General features: G+C 67.2%; 13 protein-coding genes and 1 tRNA gene. 6 read left to right on the top strand and 8 right to left on the bottom strand.

The features are described from left to right. Nucleotides 1–54: 54 nt before the first annotated feature. Nucleotides 55–1,485: an alkaline phosphatase family protein gene (locus N416_RS0118015; protein WP_369797616.1), complete on the bottom strand. Its 1,431-nt coding sequence runs from the start codon at nucleotides 1,483–1,485 to the stop codon at nucleotides 55–57. A 195-nt stretch (nucleotides 1,486–1,680) separates the two neighbouring features. Between N416_RS0118015 and N416_RS0118010 the strand changes: the two genes are divergently transcribed. Beyond that, nucleotides 1,681–2,736 (top strand): PE-PPE domain-containing protein, encoded by a 1,056-nt coding sequence (locus tag N416_RS0118010; RefSeq protein ID WP_024443496.1) that lies wholly within the window; start codon nucleotides 1,681–1,683, stop codon nucleotides 2,734–2,736. 283 nt (nucleotides 2,737–3,019) lie between these two features. Then, nucleotides 3,020–3,778 carry a hypothetical protein gene (locus tag N416_RS23595; protein ID WP_196805156.1) on the top strand — a complete coding sequence of 253 codons (759 nt, stop codon included), beginning with the start codon at nucleotides 3,020–3,022 and terminating at the stop codon, nucleotides 3,776–3,778. 15 nt (nucleotides 3,779–3,793) lie between these two features. On the opposite strand, the gene N416_RS0118000 is transcribed toward N416_RS23595, so the two are convergent. After that, complete coding sequence (locus N416_RS0118000; protein ID WP_369797615.1) at nucleotides 3,794–4,942, bottom strand: Ig-like domain-containing protein; 1,149 nt, start codon at nucleotides 4,940–4,942, stop codon at nucleotides 3,794–3,796. A 235-nt stretch (nucleotides 4,943–5,177) separates the two neighbouring features. On the opposite strand from N416_RS0118000, the gene N416_RS0117995 reads away from it, so the two are divergent. After that, a tRNA-Lys gene (locus tag N416_RS0117995) sits at nucleotides 5,178–5,250 on the top strand. 249 nt (nucleotides 5,251–5,499) lie between these two features. Next, nucleotides 5,500–6,471 (top strand): hypothetical protein, encoded by a 972-nt coding sequence (locus N416_RS0117990; protein WP_024443494.1) that lies wholly within the window; start codon nucleotides 5,500–5,502, stop codon nucleotides 6,469–6,471. A gap of 117 nt (nucleotides 6,472–6,588) precedes the next feature. On the opposite strand, the gene N416_RS0117985 is transcribed toward N416_RS0117990, so the two are convergent. Then, complete coding sequence (locus tag N416_RS0117985) at nucleotides 6,589–6,816, bottom strand: DUF3618 domain-containing protein (protein WP_024443493.1); 228 nt, start codon at nucleotides 6,814–6,816, stop codon at nucleotides 6,589–6,591. A 92-nt stretch (nucleotides 6,817–6,908) separates the two neighbouring features. On the opposite strand from N416_RS0117985, the gene bcp reads away from it, so the two are divergent. Together bcp and N416_RS0117975 are read left to right on the top strand one after the other, a co-directional pair. Beyond that, the gene (gene bcp, locus N416_RS0117980) at nucleotides 6,909–7,382 is read left to right on the top strand and encodes a thioredoxin-dependent thiol peroxidase (protein ID WP_024443492.1); all 474 of its coding nucleotides are present in this window, start codon (nucleotides 6,909–6,911) and stop codon (nucleotides 7,380–7,382) included. Nucleotides 7,383–7,591: 209 nt separating this feature from the next. Continuing rightward, nucleotides 7,592–8,629 (top strand): FAD/NAD(P)-binding protein, encoded by a 1,038-nt coding sequence (locus N416_RS0117975; RefSeq protein ID WP_024443491.1) that lies wholly within the window; start codon nucleotides 7,592–7,594, stop codon nucleotides 8,627–8,629. A 12-nt stretch (nucleotides 8,630–8,641) separates the two neighbouring features. Here the strand turns inward: N416_RS0117975 and N416_RS0117970 are convergent, their stop codons facing one another. The 5 genes from N416_RS0117970 to N416_RS0117950 form a co-directional block, all read right to left on the bottom strand. Continuing rightward, nucleotides 8,642–9,586 (bottom strand): LysR family transcriptional regulator, encoded by a 945-nt coding sequence (locus N416_RS0117970; RefSeq protein WP_024443490.1) that lies wholly within the window; start codon nucleotides 9,584–9,586, stop codon nucleotides 8,642–8,644. A gap of 54 nt (nucleotides 9,587–9,640) precedes the next feature. Next, complete coding sequence (locus N416_RS0117965; protein ID WP_036458473.1) at nucleotides 9,641–10,990, bottom strand: dipeptidase; 1,350 nt, start codon at nucleotides 10,988–10,990, stop codon at nucleotides 9,641–9,643. A gap of 51 nt (nucleotides 10,991–11,041) precedes the next feature. After that, a complete protein-coding gene (locus N416_RS0117960; protein WP_024443488.1) occupies nucleotides 11,042–11,431 on the bottom strand; it encodes a holo-ACP synthase in 390 nt (129 codons plus the stop codon). Between the two features lie 27 nt (nucleotides 11,432–11,458). Next, nucleotides 11,459–20,704, bottom strand: a complete 9,246-nt coding sequence (locus tag N416_RS0117955) for a type I polyketide synthase (RefSeq protein WP_024443487.1) — start codon at nucleotides 20,702–20,704, stop codon at nucleotides 11,459–11,461. 435 nt (nucleotides 20,705–21,139) lie between these two features. Next, entirely contained in the window at nucleotides 21,140–21,847 is a 708-nt protein-coding gene (locus N416_RS0117950; RefSeq protein WP_036458471.1) for a DUF1906 domain-containing protein, read from the bottom strand. Nucleotides 21,848–21,945 lie beyond the last annotated feature (98 nt).

Raw genomic sequence — 21,945 nt, 5'->3', positions numbered from 1 at the left:
ATGACTCAGGACACTAGATGCAATGAGCTAGCGCACCCACAAGCCCAAGGCGGATCAGGCGTCGAGCAGCCAGGGCAGTTCGAGCTCCCCGAGCGAATGGTCGGGTGCGAACAGGCTGCCGCCCGCGGAGAGCAGCCCCCACGGGTCGGAGAACTCCGAGGCACCAGGCAGCGGCAACGGCGGGTCGGACGGCGAGATGACTCCCGATCCGGTCAGGAACGCAACGCCCCGAGCCAGCGCGACGCTGGTGTCGACCACCAGACCGCCCACGAAATCGTTGATCTGCTGCGCGAATTGGGCCAGTCCACTGACCAGGAAGATGTCCTGATCGACGATCGACTGCAAGAGCTTGTCAATCTCGGTGACGACCAGATTGAGCCCGTACGGGATAGAGGTGAGCACCGTGCGAATGGCCAAGGCGATCTCATTGCCGATATTTGGGTAGCCGTACATCGCGAGCGCGTCGAGCAGCGCCCGCTTGAGGTCGGCGGGAGTGACGATGCTGTTCAAGATGGTGGGGTCGTTGACCATGGAGACGCCGTCGAAGTCCGACCGCAGCGGGACCCCGAACAGCGACAAGATCGTGGGCGTGATGTCCACCATCGAGTAATTTAGGTTCTGGCTGCCGTCGGTCGCGTGATCGCCGGCCTGATCGAAGATGACGAACGACGATGTCTCGTTGGGCGATTGGAAGCCGTGGCCCAAGATGTCGTGCGACTGCTGGTGTCCGTGGTCGGTGGTGATGATGATCGACCAATCGTCACCGGTGATCGCCTTCACCTGTGCTACCGCAGCTAGGATCTGCTGGATGTTGGCACCGACATTCACGACAGCTTGGGCATATTCGGCCGACCCCCCACCGAATCCGTGCCCGGCCTCATCGACCTGCACCTGATAGGAGAACAGGAAGTTGGAGATGTCTTCCGGGTTGTCCGCGGTCGCCATGATCTGGGCGATGGTCTGGGCGGTGACCAGCGCGTCCGCATCGGCCCAGTTGGTCTCGAAGGGAACGAAGATGTTGTTGTCGACCGGGTAGCCGCCCGCGGCAGCGATGTCGTTGATGTAGTCCCAGTCGGCGATCACCGTGGTGTTGATCTCCGGCTTGTAGTACTCAAGCAGGTTGAACACCGTCGGCCACAGGTTGTACGGCTCGGGACTGAACAGGTTGTTGGTCACACCATGCTTGTCGTCCCACACTCCGGTGAGGATCGTCGACCACGACGGGCCGGAGAAGGTGGTGTGATTGACCAAACTTGCGGTTCCGGTAATACCTTGGTCCATCGCGGTTTTGAAGCCGCTGTCTTGGTTGTAGGCGTACTCCAGGATCTTGTCCAAGTTGGTGCCGTCGGTACCGATCAGCAACACGTGCTCGGCAGCAAGCAGCCAGTCGGCAGTCCGCGCGGACAGCCCCGGCTGCGTCCCGACCACCGCCCCCGTTCCGGCAATCAATCCGGCGACGGTCGCACCACACAGAAACCGCTTCATCTTTGTCACGTCGGATTCCCTCGTCGGAGTTTGCGCGAGACTGCCGACGACCCTAACAACCACACAGGCAATGCTCAGGGATTGCGAGGAATCTGGCGTTGACGCCGTCCGCTGCGTCCCCGATATTGAGAATCGGCCATCTCGGCCACCGGGGGCAGAGGGCAGCGTCGATGACGCCGCAGGGAGGAACTCTCGATGTGGTCCGCGCCTAACCCCATCGGCCGGCACCGAGCCTTCGGCGCCTGCACCGCCGTCACCGCCGGCCTGATCGCCGCAGTCGTGCCGCTTGCGCAACACGACGGCGCCGAGGTTCGGTTGACCGCCAGCGATACCACCGGCTCCCCGCTCGGGGGTGGCACCGCCCTGATCCTGGGCCCCAGCGGGATTCCGACGCCTGGCCAGCGCTACGCCGATCTGGCCAACGAGCTCTACCTACAGCCGCATGGCTTCACCGGCACCATGCAGATCCTGACCACGCCCGAACGGCTCTTTTTCGACAAGGCCGAATCGCGGATCGAAGGGGCACAGATCTTGACGTCCGCGATCACGCAGCAGATCGCCGGCGGGCAGGTCAGTGCGGAGAATCCGGTCGTGGTGTTCGGGTACTCGCAAAGCGCCGGATTCTCCGGGCTGACCATGGACCAGTTGCAGGCCCAGGGCGTGCCCAGCGACCTCATGCGTTTCATGCTGGTCGGCGATCCTGTTGCCCCCAACGGCGGTATCTGGTCCGGCTTGGGGGTGTTCCCGGCGACACCCGACAATCTGTACCCCACCGACATCTACAACTTCGAGTACGACGGTTTCGCCGACTTCCCCCGATATCCGCTGAACCTGCTGTCCGACCTCAACGCCTTCATGGGCATCTTCACTCAGCATCTCGCGTATCTGAGTGTCGATGCAGAGCAGATCAGCAACGCGGTGCTGTTGCCGGGCTCCGCGGATCTCACCGGCGAGGGCCTGACGAACTACTACATGATTCCGGCGCAGACCCTGCCGCTGCTGTCGCCGCTACTGCTCCTGCCGGTAGTCGGTCAGCCGCTCTATGACCTGTTGGAGCCCGATATGCGGATCCTGGTCAACTTGGGCTACGGCAACATCACCGACGGCTGGTTCCCGGGACCGGCAAACGTGGTAGCGCCCCTCGGATTGTTCCCGACCGACCTGGACTGGTCCGCCGTCCAGCAAGCACTAGTCGATGGCGCCCAGCAAGGTTTCCAGAACGCGATCAGCGACCTGTTCCAGCCCTGGTAGGCCCTGACGCCGCTGGCCGAGGCCGCCGAGCTGATTTCACCGATGTAAGTCGGCAATCGCCGCCATGTTCGGGATTCTGTGACCTAGCGAACACTCGCCCACTACGTTTGCGCCGACTGGTGTCACACACCGAGCTGACCTCGCCCGACGGCCACTCAGCCCGCCCTCGCCCTAGCGCGAAGCATCCAACCGGGGTGCGCCTTTCCGCGCGCCGGGTTGATGTCGAGATAACGTTTTGGTTACGGTTCCCTGCGTGCTCACGCAAGGACTAGTAGATCTGCGCATGAAATCCTCGGTTCTGGCCGCGACAACAGTGTTGCCGGCCGCCGTGTTCTTGGCTGGCGGCGTCGGCGCCGAGCCTGGAGACAGCGACGAACCACCCCCTCCGGCCGCAGTCGATGCGCCGCCGCCCGAGGACGCTCCCCCGCCACCACCGGAAGACGGGCCACCCCCGCCTCCGGAGGACGCGCCGCCACCGCCGCCCGAAGACCTGCCGCCTCCGCCACCGGAGGACGCGCCTCCCCCGCCACCCGAAGACGGGCCGCCCCCGCCACCGGAAGACCTTCCGCCTCCTCCGCAGGACTGGGGACCGCCCGCACCCGATCTGGTGACCAACTGGTCCATGCCGGCGCCGCACGCGCTGCCGCCGGGGATCGTCAACGAGCGCGGCATGCAGGTCAAGACGATCCTCGTCGCGCGCAGCATCAGCGAAGCGTTCCCGCAGATTCACGACATGATCGGGGTGCGTCCCGATGGTCAGCGCTGGCATCCGTCCGGACTGGCCATCGACGTGATGATCCCCAACGCCGGCAGCCCGGAGGGCATCGCGTTGGGAGACCAGATCGTCGCTTACGTCCGGGAGAACGCCGGTCGATTCGCCATGCAGGACGCGATCTGGCGCGGTACCTATTACACACCGGCCGGACCCAGCGGTGGCGGTAACGGCCACTACGACCACGTGCATATCACCACGTTCGGCGGGGGCTACCCCAATGGCAGCGAGGAGTACCTGCGCGAGGAAGCCGGACCGCCCCCGGCCTGACGGCGCCTAATGTGTCTAGCGCACTGAGTCTTTGGCGTTGCCGGCCTGCCACTGCGACCACGGCACGTTCCAGTCGCCGAGGCCCTCGTTGCCGGGCAACAGCGAGCCGATGGTGTTGTTGATCTGCACCACGTCACCGCGTTTGACGTGGTCATAGAACCACAGCGCGTTGCTGGGGCTTACGTTGATGCAGCCGTGGCTGGTGTTGGCGTAGCCCTGGGCTCCCACCGACCACGGCGCCGAGTGCACGAAGATACCGCTGTAGGAGATCTGGGTGGCCCAGTCCACGTCGGTGCGATACCCGTTGGGCGAATTGACCGGTACCCCGTAGGTCGACGAGTCCATGACGATGTGCGCGAAGCGCTCGCCGACGATGTAGGTGCCGTTGTTGGTCGGGGTGCTTTCCTTGCCCATCGAGACCGGCATGGTCTTGGCCACTTCACCGTTGATCCGCACCACCATCGACTTGGTGTCGTCGTCGACGGTGGCGATCACCTCGTCGCCGATGACGAAGTGGCTGGCCGCGTCGTCCTGCCCGTACACCCCGTTGCCCAGATCCACCCCGTAGGTGTTGACCTGTACGTCGACGTTGGTTCCGGGCTTCCAGAAGGCCTGCGGCCGCCAGCGGACCTCACGATTGTTCAGCCAGTAGAACGCGCCCACCACCGGAGGATCGGTGGTGATGGTGATCGCTTTCTCGGCTGCCTCGCGGTCAACGATGTTCTCGTCGAACCGGATCGCCACCGGCTGACCGACGCCGACGACCTCGCCGTCTCGCGGCATGACGTAGGGCATGGTCAGGTTCTGCGGCGAGTGCGTCTGAAACGTCATCTGCCGGCTGGTCACGCCACCGAGGCCTAACGCCTTCGCGTTGACCGTGTAGCGCTTGTTGTAGCCGAGCTGCTCGGATGTCGCCCACGTCAACCCGTCGGCACTGAGCTTGCCGTCGACGATTGCGCCGTACTCGTTGACCATGGTGACCGAATCGAGCACGCCGTCCTCGGCGGTCACGGTCACCGGCGCGTCCACCGCGACCCCGACAGCCTTGTCGGTGACCGACGCAGTGACCTTGGGAATAAGCAGGTCAGCGAAAGGGGTGCCCTTGTCGGTGATGATCTTCGCCGCTTCGGCGTCGGCGCTGCTACCACACGCACTCAAGCTCATTACCGTGGCCGGAACCATCAGCAATGCAGCTGCCCGGGACCCGAACCCCCGGCAGCGTTCCGCCAAACCAACCTGCCCCATGCTTTTCCCACCTGACCGTGCTGATGCTGCTCGCAGGCAGTCTAGTGGGTTATCGAAACTGCCGCTGTGCCGTCCGCAGGAGCGCTCTGACGTCGCGATTTCGTCCCCCGGCGCGGCGCCTGTTATTGTCTCTTTCGCGGTTCTTCACCGCACGGCGCCGTTAGCTCAGTTGGTAGAGCAGCTGACTCTTAATCAGCGGGTCCGGGGTTCGAAACCCTGACGGCGCACTTAGTTCGGACGATGTTCGATACTCCGCTACACCCTCGGGGGTAGCTGACCGTTTCGAAGTCCATTCCCTCCAACGGGCCGCGCTCAGGTCTCCAGCTACCGCATCGCCGCCCCGGGGACCGGCGTCACCGCCATCACACTTTTACCCGGCTAGGTTAGCCTTGCCTATGGTAATGTCTATCAGCGACCTCGCAGACTTCTGCTCTCTAACTCTAGGGTGCAGCTCAGACAACAACTAAGGAGCTACCGTGGATTTCGCCGTCCAACCCAATGCGACCAGGACCAAGACCGGTCTGACGACCCGATTGGCGGCTGCCGGGATTGCTGTTGCGGGAGCCGGCCTGGTGGCTGTTCATCCGGTCGCGCCGGCCGTGCAAGAAGTCCGGCACCAGGCGGTACAGCTGACCGCCGGAATCGAGGGCTTCTTCGGCTGGTCTTCGGTGTTCGAGCGCACCGCGGAGAACCTCAGCACCTTGTTCAACGATGCCAACGTCTTCGATGTGATCGGCCAGCTGGGCAGCAACTGGGTCGACTACGGTCAGCTGATCATCGGCATGGAGGACGTCCCGCTGGACGCCCGCCCGGGCATGGAGCCGCGGTTCGTCACTTCGGGCTTTGCCGGTATCGGTGAGGCGTTCGAGAAGATGATCTTCGGCGTCGAAGGCCAGGATGTGAAATACCCGGGCCTTGAAGTGCTCCTGGAGCGCATGGGCGAGGCTCTCGCCAACGGAAACCCGTTCGAGGCGTTCAACGAACTCAACATCTGGACGCTGTACGGCATTGAGGACATCGGCAAGGCGATGGGCCCGGTGCTGTCCATCCCCGCCCGCGAGGCGGAGAACATGTCGAGTCTGCTCAACGAGTTCATCGGCCCCCTGGACGCGTGGGCCTTCATCAAGGCGGTCAGCCAGACCATGATGGCGCCGATGATCGGCGTCTTCTACCAGCTGACCGAAACCCTGACCAACGTCCTCGGCGGTGACTTCGAAGCGCTCCTGAGTGCCCCCGCGGACCTGGTGAACACGTTGGTCAACGGCTATGTCGTCCCCGAGACGGAAGCTGTCTTCGTGGGCCTGATCAACAACGACAGCATCTTCGACCTGCTGCTGGTGGACTGGCCGGCGCGCGCCGCCGAGGCACTCACGGTGGGCACCGCGGATCTGCCGGTCAATGCCGTGGAAATCCTGCCCGTCCCCGAGATCGACGGCGACCTGTTGTAAGCCCCAGGGTTGCAGCGGTAGAACGCACCGACGGCCGGGAAGGGACACTGAGTCCCCTCCCGGCCGTTTGGCTTCAGTGCGCCACCAGACCCAGTTTCGCGGTCGCGCGCGCAGATCTCAGCGGTTGCGGATTCGGCGAATGGTCAGGATGAGGATCACTCCGCCGACACCGGCCAGCGACGCCATTACCACCGGCTGGGTGACGATCTCGACCGCCCGGGCCTTGGCGCGGTCGGCCAGCCGACGGGGGTTGGCCCGGTCCGCGAGAATATCGACCGTCGACGCCAGCTGCTCGCGGGCCTGATCGATGTCCTTTTTGATCGTGTCGGGATCGCGTTCCGCCACTGTCGTCCTCCCTGTCCGATGCTGACCCTGTCGAACTACCCTAGAGCAGCCGGGGTTCGTCTCAGGCCCCGGCGAGCAGAAAGGGGCAGTTGTTGACCGACACCGCACGCCTGGCGCCCGGCGATGAAGCGCCCGCGTTCAGGCTTCCCGACGCCGACGGCAACACCGTGTCACTGGCCGACTACCGGGGACGACGGGTCGTCGTCTACTTCTACCCGGCGGCCTCGACCCCCGGCTGCACCAAGCAGGCCTGCGACTTCCGCGACAACCTGCGCGACTTCAACGACGCCGGCCTCGACGTGGTCGGGATCTCCCCCGACAAGCCCGCCAAACTGGCCAAATTCCGCGACGCCGAGGGGTTGACCTTCCCGCTGCTGTCCGACCCGGACCGATCGGTGTTGACGGCCTGGGGCGCCTACGGCGAGAAGAAGATGTACGGCAAGACCGTGCAAGGCGTCATCCGCTCGACGTTCGTCGTCGACGAGCAGGGCAAGATCGCCGAGGCCCAGTACAACGTGCGGGCAACGGGGCACGTCGCGAAACTGCGGCGCGATCTGTCGGTCTGACCCCCGCCCTCGATAAAGGCCAGCGCTCGGCGGCAGCCGGGGGGCGTTGACCGCAGCTCACAACTACTAATTGTGAGCCGACAAGAACAACCCCACTAGTCACGGGCTGGCGGCGGGCGGAGCATTGTTTCCAACGGTCGGGCTTGGGTAGCCGCCGGATCGAGCGACCAACACGGCGCGCTACTCCTACCCCGTTGGAAGGCAGGAAGATGACTGGGCATAGCTGGGCAGTGATCGGAGCTGGACCCGCAGGCATCGCCGCGGTGGGCCGACTGCTCGACCATGGCATCCCCGGGAACGAGATCGTCTGGATCGATCCCGACTTTGCCGCCGGGGACGTCGGCACCAAATGGCGCGCCGTCCCGGGCAACACCCATGTGTCGCTCTTCCTCGACTACTTGAACGGCTCCCCGTCGTTCCGCTTCGCCGAAGCGCCGCACTTTGAGCTGACTGACATCGATCCCGGGCAGACCTGCCCACTCGGCCTGATCGCCGATCCGCTGGTGTGGATCTCCCAACACCTGACCGAGCGGGTCACCGCCCTTCGCACGGTGGCAACCGAGCTCACCCTGCGCAACCGCCACTGGTTGGTGAGCACCCCGGACACCGAGATCGAAGCGAAGAACGTGATTCTGGCCGTCGGCTCGGTTCCCAAGACTCTCTATCACCCCCACCTGCAAGAGATTCCGATCGACGTGGCGCTGAACCCCGACAAGCTCGGACAGCTGGCGTTGGACGATGCCACGGTGGCCGTCTTCGGCTCGTCACACTCATCGATGGTGGCCCTGCCCAACCTGTTGGACACCCGGGTCCGCAAGATCGTCAACTTCTATCGAAGCCCGACGAAATACGCTGTCTACCTAGGTGATCAGATTCTGTTCGACGACACTGGCCTGAAGGGAAATGCCGCAACGTGGGCCCGCGAGAACATCGACGGAACCTTCCCGGAGCGCCTGGAGCGGTATCGGGTCGACGACAAGGAGTTCGCCGAGCAGCTGCAGGCCTGTAGCCACGTTGTCTACACCGTCGGGTTCACCCGGCGGCAGCTCCCCGCGACCCCGCAGTGGGGGGAGCTGGAATACGATCCGGTGACCGGGATCATTGCCCCGGGACTGTTCGGGGTCGGGATTGCCTTCCCCGAGTACGGAATCGACTCGTTCGGATCTGGGCAGTATCGGATCGGACTGATCAAGTTCATGCAGCGGCTCAACAGCGCTCTGCCCCTGTGGTTGCAGTACGGGACATAGCCGAGACGTGCTTCAGCGCGGTGGGTTGGCGCCGCCGATGTGGCTCAACAGGTCCCGGACGGCACCGGCCGGCGGTGTGCGCCCGCCCGCCCAGATCGCCCTGAGATCACGATGCAGGTCCAGTTCCGGTACTTCGACGCTGCGGAGCCGGCCGACCGCAAGGTCATCGGCGACCGCCAACCTGCTCATCACCGCCGGCCCGGCTCCGGCCAGTACGGCCCCACGAACGGCGACCGACGAAGACAGTTCCAATGCCGGACGTGGCTGTGCCACCTCGTGGCCCAAGACCGCACGCAGCGCCGACGTCAGCGAGTCACGCGTTCCCGAACCCTGTTCACGCACGACCAGCGGGGTCTGGCTGAGTTCTGCGGCGGTCACGCCGTTGATGCGACGCGCCCATTTGTGGTCCGGCGGCACGATCACCACGAGTTCGTCGCGCGCAACAACACGGCTTCGAATACCGGTCAGCGCTCCCGGGCTCTCGATGAAGCCCAGGTCCGCCGCTCCGCCTCGCACGCTCGCGATGACCTGCTCGCTGTTGGTGGCGGTCAGAATGACCTCCGGTGCCTGGCGACCGGTTCGCGTGGCGGAAGCCTGCAGTGTCACGATCCAGCGCGGCATCAACTGTTCGGCAACCGTGAGACTCGCAGCCACCTTCATCTTCTTACGGCTGGCGGACCGCAACGAAGCCATCCCGGCGTCGACGTGACTGGCAATATCCAGTAGCTGGTCTGCCCACTCCGTCACGACCGCCCCGGCCGAGGTTAACTGCGAACCACGCGCACTACGGCTCACAAGTCGCACACCGGTCTGGGCCTCCATCGCTGACAGGCGTGCCGAAACCGCCTGCTGCGTCAGCCCCAATTCCCGGCCGGCAGCGCCGAGGCTGCCGGTTCTGGCGATAGCCACCAACATCTCGAACGCCGGCAAATCGGGCATGCGGGGGCTCAGCGCCATCTCCCCATGCAATCACAAATGGCCCTTGTGGGCCCGTCGATCAGGGACCGGTCATCAGGCGGGCTGATCCCCCAGCTTCGCCAGCAGCAGCGCTTCGGCGGTGGCGGCGCGTTCCAACACTCCCAGATGCAGGCTCTCATTGATGCTGTGTGCCTGGGTGCCGGGATCTTCCACCCCGGTGACCAGGATGGTCGCCTGCGGGTAGGCGGCGGCGAACTCGGCGATGAACGGGATGGAACCGCCCATGCCCATGTCGATGGGTTCGACGCCCCACGCCTGGGCGAACGCGGCCCGGGCCGCGTCGTACACCGGGCCCGTGGCGTCGATCGCGTAGGGCTGCCCAACGTCGCCCGGGATGACGGTTAGTTGTGCTCCCCACGGGACGTGTTGCTGCAAATGAGCGGTGAGCGCCTCCAGGTGAGCGGCGGCGTCCCCGCCGGGAGCCACCCGCATGCTGATCTTGGCGCGGGCCCGCGGGATCAGCGTGTTCGACGATGCCGCGATGCTCGTGGTGTCGATACCGATGACGGTGATCGCCGGCTTGGCCCACATCCGCTGCGGCACCGAACCGGAGCCGATCTCGGCCACCCCGTCCAGCAGTCCGGTGTCGACCCGCACGCGCTCGGGTGGGTAGTCGACTGGTGCCGCGGTGCTCTGGTGAAGCCCGGCGACCGCGACATTCCCGTCGTCGTCGTGCAGGCTGGCCAGCAGCCGCACCAGGACGGTCAGCGCGTCGGGCACCACCCCACCCCACAGCCCGGAGTGCAGCCCGTGGTCCAGCGTCGCGACTTCTACTACGCAGTCGGCCAGTCCCCGCAGCGACACCGTCAGCGAGGGGATATCGGTGCTCCAGTTGTCGGAGTCGGCAATCACGATCACGTCGGCGCTCAGCGCGTCGCGGTGCGCGGCGAGCAGTGCCCCCAGCGACGGCGACCCGGATTCCTCCTCGCCTTCGACGAAGACCGTCACACCGACCGGCGGCTGGCCGCCGTGTGCCCGGAATGCCGCCAGATGCGTTGCGATACCGGCCTTGTCGTCGGCGGTGCCGCGGCCGTAGAGGCGCCCGTCGCGTTCGGTGGGTTCGAACGGCGGTGAATCCCACTGCGCCACGTCGCCTTCGGGCTGCACGTCATGGTGCGCGTAGAGCAGCACAGTCGGGGCACCCGGAGGCGGCGGATAGTGCGCGATGACGGCCGGCGCACCGCCTTCGGCGACGATCTGCACCTGCGGGAAACCGGCCTGGCTCAGCAGGTCTGCGACGCGCTGGGCGCTGCGGTGCACCTCGGGTCGTCGCGCGGGGTCGGCCCACACCGACTCGATGCGCACCAGACCCTCCAGGTCAGCCCGCACCGACGGCAGGACGTCGCGGACTCGCTGGATCAGGTCACTAGAACGAGCAGACATAAAAGCACCCTACGACGCGCTATTTGGGGCGCTTTCCCGACTGCTCGGCCGTCAGATCTCCAAGATCGCGACGGCGGCGGCGGTATCGGCCTCGTGGGTCAGCGACACGTGGATCGTGACCTCGGCCAGATGCTGCGCGATCTCACCGGAGAGTCGCACCTTCGGGCGTCCCCACATGTCGGTGACCACCTCGATGTCCCGGTGAATCGCCTCCGGCAACACCGGTTTCTGCGCAAACCGCGAACCGGACCATGCCTTGATCACCGCCTCCTTGGCCGCCCAGCGGGCCGCCAGGTGCCGCGCCGCCGACGAACTTTTGTCGGAGGCGTCGCGCCGCTCCCCGGGGGTGAACGTCTCGGCGAACACCGTCCCGGGTTGGTCGACCTGCTCGGCGAAGTCGGGGATCGACACCAGGTCGATCCCGACACCAACGATGCTCACGCGCCCAAACCTACAGACCGCATGTGCTCAGCCGATGTAGACGTCGCCGTCGCCGAGCCGTGCCGCCGGATTGAGCAACATGGCCGACTCCTGGCGCTTCTCCGACGAGTCGTGGTCGAACCGCCGGTCGGCGGGCCGCTCATACATCGGCTTGCCGCCGGCGATCGCTGAGGCGAGTCGCCGCTGACCGGCCAGCACCCGGGCGTTGGCCTGCTCCTCGTACGCCGCGCGCTGACTCGGGTCCAGCGCCGCCAGGAACGCCGCCGGGTGCACCAGGGCGACCAGACCAGACACGTGACCGAAGCCCAGGCTGGTGACCAAACCTGCCTTGAGCGGGAATTTCTCCCCCAGCTCCAGCGTCTCGCGCACCCACACCAGGTGCCCGGCAGTGGCCAGCTCGTCGTCGACACAGTCCAGGCTGCGGTTCGGCGGGATCACCCCGTCGCGCAGCACCTGGCACAGGCCCATCATCTGGAAGACCGCCGCGCCGCCCTTGGCGTGCCCGGTGAGGCTCTTCTGGCTGATCACGAACAGCGGCGCACCGTCAGAGCGGCCCAGTGAATCGGCCAGCCGCTCGTGCAACTCGGTCTCGTTGGGGTCGTTGGCCAACGTCGAGGTGTCGTGCTTGGAGACCACCGCGATGTCATCGGCGCCCACACCCAGCTTGGCCAGCGAACGGGCCAGCACCGAGTCCCTGCCGCCCCGGCCCGCGCCCAGCGCGCCCAGCCCCGGAGCGGGGATCGAGGTGTGCACACCGTCGGCGAAGCTCTGCGCGTAGGCCACCACCGCCAGGACCGGCAGGCCCATCTTGGCGGCCAGGTCGCCGCGGGCCAGCAGAATGGTGCCACCGCCCTGCGCCTCGACGAAGCCCAACCGGCGCCGGTCGTTGGCGCGGGAGAACTTCGAGTCGCTGATTCCCTTGGCCCGCATCATCTCGGTGTCGGCGGTGGCCGCCATGTCACCGAAGCCGATGATGGCCTCCAGGGTCAGGTCGTCGTAGCCGCCGGTGACCACCAGCTCGGCCTTGCCCAGCCGGATCTTGTCGACGCCCTCTTCGACCGAGACCGCCGCGGTGGCACAGGCGGCCACCGGGTGGATCATCGCGCCGTAGGACCCGACGTAGCTCTGAACCACGTGTGCGGCAACGACGTTGGGCAGAACTTCCTGCAGGATGTCGTTCGGCTTGGCACGCCCGAGCAGGTTGCCGTGGTACATGGTCTGCATCGAGGTCATGCCGCCCATGCCGGTGCCCTGAGTGCTGGCCACCAACGACGGGTGCACCCAGCGCATCAACTCGGTCGGGGTGAAGCCCGCCGACAGGAACGCGTCAACGGTCGCGACGATGTTCCATAGCGCCACCCGGTCGATGGAGGTGGCCATGTCCTGGCTGATCCCCCAGACCGTCGGGTCGAATCCGGTGGGGATCTGAGCACCCACGGTGCGCGACAGCTTGCTCTTGCGCGGCACCCGAATCTCGGTGCCGGCCTTGCGGATCACCTGCCAGTCCGAGGAGTCCGGCACCGGGCGCACCACGGTGTGCTCGGGGTCGAACTCGACGAACGCCCGGGCGTCGGCCTCGCTGGAGACCACGAACGAGAAGTCCTTGTCCAGGAACACACTGACCAGAAGCGGTGAGGCGTGGTCGGGGTCGATCGCACCGTCATCGACGAACTCGCGAACACCGACGCGTTCCACCACGGCGTCGTGGTAGCGCTCCACCAACTCGGCCTCGTCGACCAGTTCGCCGGTCGCGGTGTCATACCAACCCGGGGTCGGGTCGTCCTCCCACTTGACCAGGCCGGTGGTCCAGGCCAGCTCGAGCACCCCAGCGGCCGACAGCTCGCCGGAGACCTCCATCTCGAAGCGGGTCCGTGACGAGCCCAGCGGGCCCAATTCGGCGCCACCGACGATGACCACCAGGTCGGCGAGGTCGACGTCGAGGTCGGCCCAGGCCGGCGGGGGTGCCGGAGTGTGGCCCCGTGGCGGGCTCGGCAGTGCCGCAATGGTGTTGCCGGCATCAGCCTCGTCGTCGACCGCGGCTTCGCTCGTCATCTCCTCACGAGCCCGGGCAGCCAGCTCGGCCATGTCCAGGTTCGCCTCGGCCAGCCCACCGGTCAGGTCGGCCTCGATCGGGGCGTTGGCCGCGGCCACCTTGGACTCGACGTTGCACAGGTCCAGCAGCATGGCCGCCATCTGCTCGGTCGAGTAGGTGGTGACGCCGGCTTCCTCGACCGCATCGACGATGACGTCGTTGTGGCCCATCAGCCCGGTGCCGCGAGTCCAGCCGATCAGCGCGTGGGCCAGGCTGACCCGGGAAGCCCACGAGGACTCCGCCTTCCAGCGCGACACCAGCGCGTCCAGTGACGCCTTGGCCTCGCCGTAGGCGCCGTCACCGCCGAACATGCCGCGGTTGGGCGAGCCGGGCAGCACCACGTGCAACCGGGAGGCGATGTCACGCTCGGCGCCGATCTTCGACAGGCCGCCGATGAGGCGCTGCACCGCCCACAGCAGAACCTTCATCTCCATCTCGGCACGGGCACCGGCCTCCGACAGATCGCCGGTGACCCGCGGCGCCGCGAACGGGAACAGCAGCGTCGGGGTCTGCGCGTCCTTGAGGTGAATCGACTGCGGTCCAAGGCTTTCGGTCTGCTCCGTTCCGACCCATTCGACCAGTGCGTCGATGTCGGAGTAGGAAGCCATGTTGGCCGGAACCACCCACAACGCGGCACCGAACCGGGCGTGGTCACGGTAAAGGTCGCGGTAGAAGCCCAGTCGCTCGTCGTCGAGTCGAGACGTGGTGGCGATGACGGTCGCACCGCCGTCGAGCAGCTGCCCGACCACCGATGCCGCGATCGAGCCCTTGGAGGCGCCGGTCACCACCGCCACCTCGTCGCTGTAGCGGCCCCGGCCCGGGTTTTCCGCGCCGGCGGCGATCCGCGCGTACAAGGAGCCGTGGATCTGCCGGCCGGTGGCCAGTGCCCGGGCCTGCCACCAGGACGCCTGGGTGGCGACCACGTGGCCGGCGCCTTCGAAACGCTCGGCGAGGCGGGGCCAGTCGGCGTCGATGTCGCCTTCGTCGGCCAGCCACAGCTTGACCAGATCCTCGCGGGCACTGGCCCAGCGGTCGTCGAACAGCACCGCCTTGCGGCCGTCGAAGGCCGGCGCCACCAGCCGCGGCCAGTCCGAGCCCAATTCGGCGGTCACCAGGTCGATCAGCTCGCTGTCGGTGGCACCTGCCGGGGCGCTCATTGCATCGTCGAACCCGAGCTGGCCCAACACCAGCCGGGCCGCTGAGGCGAGCACACCGTCGCGGCCGGTGATCTGGGCGGTGAACTCGCCCAGCGCGGCGGCGTCCACGGTCGCGCCGCCGCCACCGCCTGCCGACGGCAGGCTGACCGCGACACCACGGCGTGCGGCGACGGCCTGCACGGCCGCATCGATGGCCTTGTCGACGGCCGCGGCGTCGGCCAGCGCGCCCTCGTGCAAACCGCCCAAGGCGCCGCCCCGGACACTGGTGCCCTCGCGGGTCCCCAACGCCACCTCGACGGTGACGTGCTTGGCCCAGCCATCACCGAGCTCCCAGGTCTTCTTGACCCGTTCGGCGATGGCACCGGGCCGCTTGCCGGACGGTCCGAGAATGGTGCGCAGCTGGTCGTTGATCGCGTCGGTCAGCACCGGGCCGTACGGCTTGTAGGTGCGGGCCAGCTTGGTCACCTGCGACTTGAGCCCGGACAGGTCGGCTTCGGCGGCGCCGTCGATGGCGCCCAGGTTCAACTCCGAACCCAGGTCCACCAGCAGCTGGTTACGCCGCGACGACGCGCCGTCGGTGATGGACTCGATGGAGTCCAGCGCCTCGATCTGGTCGATGCGCATCTTGGCGCTCAACGCGATCAGTGCGCAGGTGGCGTCGGCGGCGTCGAACGCAATGTCGTCGGGGCGGGGAGCACCGGACGGAGCCGCAGGCGGAGCCGCGGCGACGGCCGGGGCGACATCGGGGCTGAGCGCACCCTCCGGCGCGCCGGCGCCGGAATCCTCCTCAACCACCTCCTCCGGCTCCGGGTCGGTGTCGGTGGCGAACAGCACAGCGGCGTCGCGCTCAGCGTTGAGCACCTCCACGGTGCTGTGGGCGTACTCGGGCAACTTGAGCGTGTTGGTGGCCAGTCCGGCGACCGTCGGAGCGGTCTTGACCCCGATCTCGACAAATCGTTCCACGCCCAACCCGCCGGCGGCCTGTTCGATGAACAGCAGGTCCTGGGTCTCGATCCAGCGCACCGGGCTGGCGAACTGCCAGGCCAGCAACTCGATGACGACCTTGCGGCACAGCTCGGCCGGCTTCTCGTTGCGCCAGGTGTCGTAGTCGGCCAGCACCTCATCGAGCGGCTCGGCCGGCACCAGGTCGCGGATCTCCTGGATGAACTCCCGGTCCAGGGTGAACGGCTTGGGCACCAGGTTGGGGATGTAACGGCCGACGATCAGCGCCGGGTCCTGATCGCGCGGCATGACCCGCTCCAGCGAACGCCGGAAGTCGTCCACGCCGATACGCAGCACCTCGGAGTGGAACGGCACGTCGATGCCGGGCACCAGGATGAAAGACCGCTTGCCGCCGCTGATCTCACGGCGCCGCTCGACCTCGGCCTCCAGCGCCTCCAGGCCGGCTACCGTACCGGCGATCGCATACTGCGAGCCGCGCAGGTTGAAGTTGACGATCTGCAGGAATTCGCCGGTGCGCTCGGAGATTTCGGCGACAAACGCGGTGACGTCGGCGTCATCGAGATCGATCTGCGACGGCCGGATGGCCGCCAGCCGATAGTTGGAGCGTCCCATGGCGTCACGCGGGACGATGTCGTGCATCTTCGAGCCGCGATGGAACACCACCTCCAGCAGCGCCTCGAGCTCGTAGACACCGCTGACACACGCCAGCGCGGTGTACTCACCGACGGAGTGACCGCAGGCGATCGCTCCTTCGACGAACGCCCCCTGCTCGCGCATCTCGGCGACCTGCGCGGCGGCCACTGTGGCCATGGCCACCTGGGTGAACTGGGTCAGGTACAGCACGCCCTCGGGATGCTGGTAGTGCACACCGGAGGCGATCAGGGAAGTCGGGTTGTCGCGCACCACGTGCAGCACCGAGAAGCCCAAGGTTTCACGGGTGAACTTGTCCGCGGAGTCCCAGACCTTGCGCGCGGCCTTGGACCGGGCACGGACCTCCATGCCCATGCCCTTGTGCTGGATGCCCTGTCCCGGGAACGCATAGACAGTCTTGGGGGCGGTAAGCCGGGCGGTAGCCGACATCACCAGGTCCGAACCGATCCGTGCGCTGATCTCCAGAACCTCTGCGCCCAGGTCGATTCCGACCCGGTCCACCCGGAAGTCGACGTCATCGCCGGGCTTGACCATGCCTAGGAAGCGCGCGGTCCAGCCGACCAGTCGCGCCGGTGGACGAGCCTGGCCGTCGGTGGCGGTCACCACGTGCTGGGCCGCGGCCGAGAGCCACATGCCGTGCACGATGGGTGATTCCAGGCCGGCCAACAGGGCTGCGGCCCGGTCGGTGTGGATCGGGTTGTAGTCGCCGGAGACCGCCGCGAACGGGCGCATGTCCACCGGTGCGGTCACGGTGACGTCGCGCCGACGGCGGCGCGGGGTGTCGGTGGCGTTGTCGGAGACCGCACCACCGGCCCGGACCGGGTCGGTCAGTTCCGCGGCACCGGTGCGTCCGCGGATCGCGAAGCGCTCCTCCAGCGTGGCCAGCACGGCGCCATCGGCTGCCGCCACGGTGACCGAGACCGGAACGACGCGGCCGACCTCGGTGTCGGTGGCCGCCGACACCGTTGCGGTGACGCGCAATTCGGCCGGTTCAGCCGGCAACGGGGCGAGCAGCTGCGCCGCGTGGTCCAGATGCACCAGGGACAACAGACCCTCGACAACCGGGAACCCGGTGTCGGTGCTGGCCGAGCCGATGGCGGCGAACACCGCCGGCCAGCACCGGCCGACCAGTGCGTCGGGCACGGTGGACAGACCCGGCGCCAGCGGCGCGCCGAACGTTGCGGTCACCCCGGTGTGGTCAGCGACCTGCTCGGGGTTCCACTCCACGGTGACGGTGGCCGAGCCATCGGTCACCGGCGGCAGGGCCTCCGGGCCGTCGACACCGGCGGCGATGGCCAGCACCGCGCGCATGGCGGCGGCGGCGTCCTCGGTGGAGACCAGCGGGGTGGCGCCGTCGACGACGGCTGCCGGCACGGTGAAGCGAATGTTGATCCAGACACCGGACAACGGCACGCTCAGTACGACGCTCGAGTCCGAGGCGACCTCCAGACGTGCCGCGGTCGACGGGTGGGTGGCGGTGCGATTCTCGTGCACCTGCCACTCATCGGGGTCGGCAATCCGGTGCACCGGGTTGGTCGCGGTGCGACCCGCCCACAGCACGTCGGGGGCGTCGAGCAGCACGGCCAGCGGGCCGGTCACATCGGTGCGGCCCTGACGGCGCGCCGTCACCGGGGTGGGCTCCACGCCCGTGGCGAGCACCTGGTCCACTGCCGCCTGCTCGAAGCGGTCCAGCAGCTCTCCGACCGGCTCGTCGACCCGGGTGATCCCGGCGACCGCGGTGATGCCCGGAATGATGCAGACCTGCTCGGCGGTGTAGCGGGCGTCATGCGCCTGCCACAGTGAGTCGCTGCGCCACCAACGGCGCACGTCCTTGTCGATCACCGGCACGAAGTTGACCGGCTTGCCCGGCGTCTTGCAGAGCTGGGTGAAGAACGGCGCGTCGGCCGGGTGCAGCCGGACGGTCTCGGCCTCGGGGTAGCGAGCCAGCAGCGCCGCGATGGCCTCTTCGGGACGCTCCAGGATCGACTGTGTGCCTTGGGAATCGGCGAAAAGGGTCTCGATCGGACCCGACTCGAGTTCGTTGAGCCGCGCTTCGGCGCGCTGCAGCATCGAACCGAACCGCTCCCGCCAGGTGTCGGCCAGCCACGGGCTGTCCGGTGACGCGGTGTCGGCGGTCGAGTCGCCCGCACCGATGGCCAATTCCACGTAGCGGCGCAGCCACTGCGCGTACGTCATCTCGGTGACATCGCCGAAGTAGGGCTTGGCGGTGTCGGCCAGCGCCGCGATGATCTCGTCGCGACGCGCCGCGACAGCCTCGCCGTCACCGGCGACCTCGTCGAGCAGCCGGCCGCACCGCGAGGCGACGTTGTCGATCTCGTGGATGTCGGCACCGAGCTGGCTGCGCGAAGAAGCCATGCCGCCCTGCGCTTTACCGGCGCCGATCCAATGGTCGGTGCCCTTGGTGTCCACCAGCATCTGCTTGACTGCCGGCGACGTGGTGGCCTCCAAGGTGGCCATTGCCGCGGTCCCGACCAGAATGCCGTCGACGGGCATCAACGGGAAGCCGTGCTGCTGCGACCAACGGCCGGACAGATATTCGGCGGCCTGCTCGGGGGTGCCGATTCCGCCGCCGACGCACAGCGTGATGTTGGGCTGCGAGCGCAGCTCGGAGTAGGTCGCCAACAGCAGGTCGTCGAGGTCTTCCCAGGAGTGGTGCCCACCGGCGCGGCCACCCTCGACGTGGGCGATCACCGGCGTGGTGGGGACCTCGGCGGCGATGCGGATCACCGACCGGATCTGCTCAACGGTGCCGGGCTTGAACACCACGTGGCTGATGCCGGATTCGTTGAGCTCGGCGATCAGCTCGACAGCCTCTTCCAGCTCGGGGATGCCGGCACTGATCACCAGCCCGTCGAACGGCGCGCCGGACTGACGCGCCTTCTGCACCAACCGCTTACCGCCGACCTGCAACTTCCACAGGTAGGGGTCCAGGAACAGCGAGTTGAACTGGACGGTGCGGCCCGGCTCGAGCAGCGTCGTGAGCTCGGCGACCCGGTCGTTGAAGATCTCCTCGGTGACCTGCCCGCCGCCGGCCAGCTCAGACCAGTGCCCGGCATTGGCGGCCGCGGCGACGATCTTGGCGTCGACGGTCGTCGGGGTCATACCGGCCAGCAGGATCGGCGAACGGCCGGTCAGCCGGGTGAACTTGGTGTCGAGCTTGACCCGACCGTCGGGAAACCGCACCACCGAGGGGGCGTAGCTCGTCCACGGCCGGGCGACCTCCGGGACGGCACCGATGGTGAACAGGTTGCGCTGCCCACCGCGGGTGGCCACCGGCACGATGCCGATGCCCAGGCCGCGGATCACCGGCGCGGTCAGCCGGGTCAGGATGTCGCCGGGTCCCAGATCCAGAATCCAGCGGGCGCCCGCATCGTGCAGCGTGGTGACCTCGTCGACCCAGTCGACCTCGCCGACCAGGATCGAGTCGGCCAGCTTGCGGGTCAACGCGACACCTTCGGCGTCGAAACCTATCTGGGCGGCCCACTGCGCCACGATCTCGATGCCGTCGGACAGGCGAGGCGAGTGGAAGCCGACCTCGACCTGAACCGGCTCGAAGACCGGGGCGAAGACCGCTCCACCACGCAGCTTGTTTTTGCGCTCGGCGGCCTCCTTCTCGGCGATCTGCTCGCAGTACAACTCGAAGCGCGACAGCTGCTCGGGCGTCCCGGTGATCACCACGGCACGGCGACCGTTGCGGATGGACAGCACCGGCGGCAGCACCGTGCGCACGTCCTGGGAGAACTCGTCCAGCAGCTGCCGGATGCGCTCGGGGTCAACATTGGTGACCGAGACCATCGGCGGGCGGTCGCCCAGGATCGAAATGCCGCGGCGCCGGGCGACCAGCGTTCCGGCGGCCCCCAGCAGCTGGGCGATCGCGAGCAGTTGCACGTCGGTGGCGCCACCGGCCTTCAGCGACTCGACGGCCAGGATGCCCTGCGAGTGCCCGGCCGCAGCGACCGGCGGGGTGGCCGCCAGGTCCAGCCCTTGGCGCTCCAGCGCCCGCATAGCGGCGATCTGGGTCAGCAGCACTCCCGGCACCGACACGGCCGCCGAAGTCAGCTGCTTGGCCGACGGGATCGGGTCCTCGGCGGCCAGCGCCCGCACCCATTGCAGCGGCTCGAAGCCGATGGGCCGGACCACCACAAGTTCCTTGGCGATCGGCTCGAGCAGCAGGTCCGCTTCACCGGCCAGCGTGGCCAGCTCCGTCTCGATGCCGGCCGACGACACCAGCTCCTCGAGCGACTCCAGCCAGGCACTGCCCTGTCCACCGAAGGCGACCGCGTACGGCTCGCCGCCCGTCAACCGATCCACCAGAGCGGACGAGGCACTGGGGAACCGCCCCGAGCCTGCGCCCTCAGCGGAAACCCGGTCGTGTTCGTGGATCGTCACGGTATGTATCTCCCCTGCCCTGGTTAACGTCGCGTCGTCTTCGACGCCGGCCGGAATGACCGGCCTAACAGCGGGTTCTCGCGTGTTCGCGGCCGCGCTACAGCCGTAAGAGTGTCATAAGAACCTGTGCCGTTTCGGCAGCAAATTGGTTACTGGTGAGTTCTACGCTCGGGTAACCCAGCCTCGGATATCACGGGCCTTGACCACGGCCGGAACGATCCGGGACAAACGTCCTGCATGCGTGGGGTTACGGTCGAGTAGCCATAACGACGCTGATCAAGGCTCCATTGTTATCTAATCGTTATGTTTGAATCAGCCAGGCCAACTGGGTTTGGCGGTGCCCGGGGCTCCGAGCCTGAACGGGCCCGGTGATCCCAGGCCTTCGCAGCCCGTTTCGGAGCTGGTTTGCTGGGCGGACGGCGGGCCGGAGCTTGGTCAGGCCCACTGACCGAACTGGGGCACCAGGATCTCGTTAATGTCCACACCAATGCCGCCGACCGTGCGCCTGTCGATCTCGACTTGATGCAAGTTGGCCGCCGGATGGGCGACACCGCCGGGTGAGCCGAAGTTGTGTTGCCAGAAGCACGAGCCCAGACCGTCCTGCAGCGCCCACTCAATGGTTTTGGAGTTGGCGTAGACACCGGTGCGCTCCGGCCCGATCACCGACTGCCAGCCCCGCAGGTAGGGAGCAACCTGCTCTTTGTACTGCTCGAAGGACGGATTGTCGTCGATGGAGGCGTAGATCGGCGCACTGTCCGGACCACCGGCCGCCGTGTGCAGCTGCGCGCCACGCTTGGCGTGGTCTACACCCGCGTCTTGGCCGCCCAGCCAATCCGCCGTCGCCTGCTTTCCGAACTGGTAGCAGGAGACCACCGTGAGTCCGTTCTCCTGCAGGTCGCGCGCCTCGGCCAGCTGCATCGGCTTGCCGAGCATCCAGTCGGCACCCGGCCGACGGTCCGACACATAGCGGATCGCACCCGCCGCGCCGGACGCCTTGATGGCGTCGGCCGGCAAAACCCCGGCCGAGTAGTCCAGCAGAATGCCCAGCGGCGCCGCCTCGGCGACCGCGGAGAGCAGCGCCGAAGCCCCGGCGCCGAGTCCTGCCGCCGCGGTGAGTTTGAATACGTCGCGCCGTGAAAACATCACGCGACACAGACTAGGACAGACTTTGGCGCAGTTTTGGCCGGTCACCGGCGAAAACCGTGCCGAAATCGTGTGCGACCATAGCCGGTGTCCGGCAA

This window comes from Mycobacterium sp. UM_WGJ (assembly GCF_000455125.1).
Lineage (GTDB): Bacteria > Actinomycetota > Actinomycetes > Mycobacteriales > Mycobacteriaceae > Mycobacterium.
Note: the sequence above shows the minus strand (reverse complement) of the source record. Positions and strands in the feature narration are given on the sequence as shown.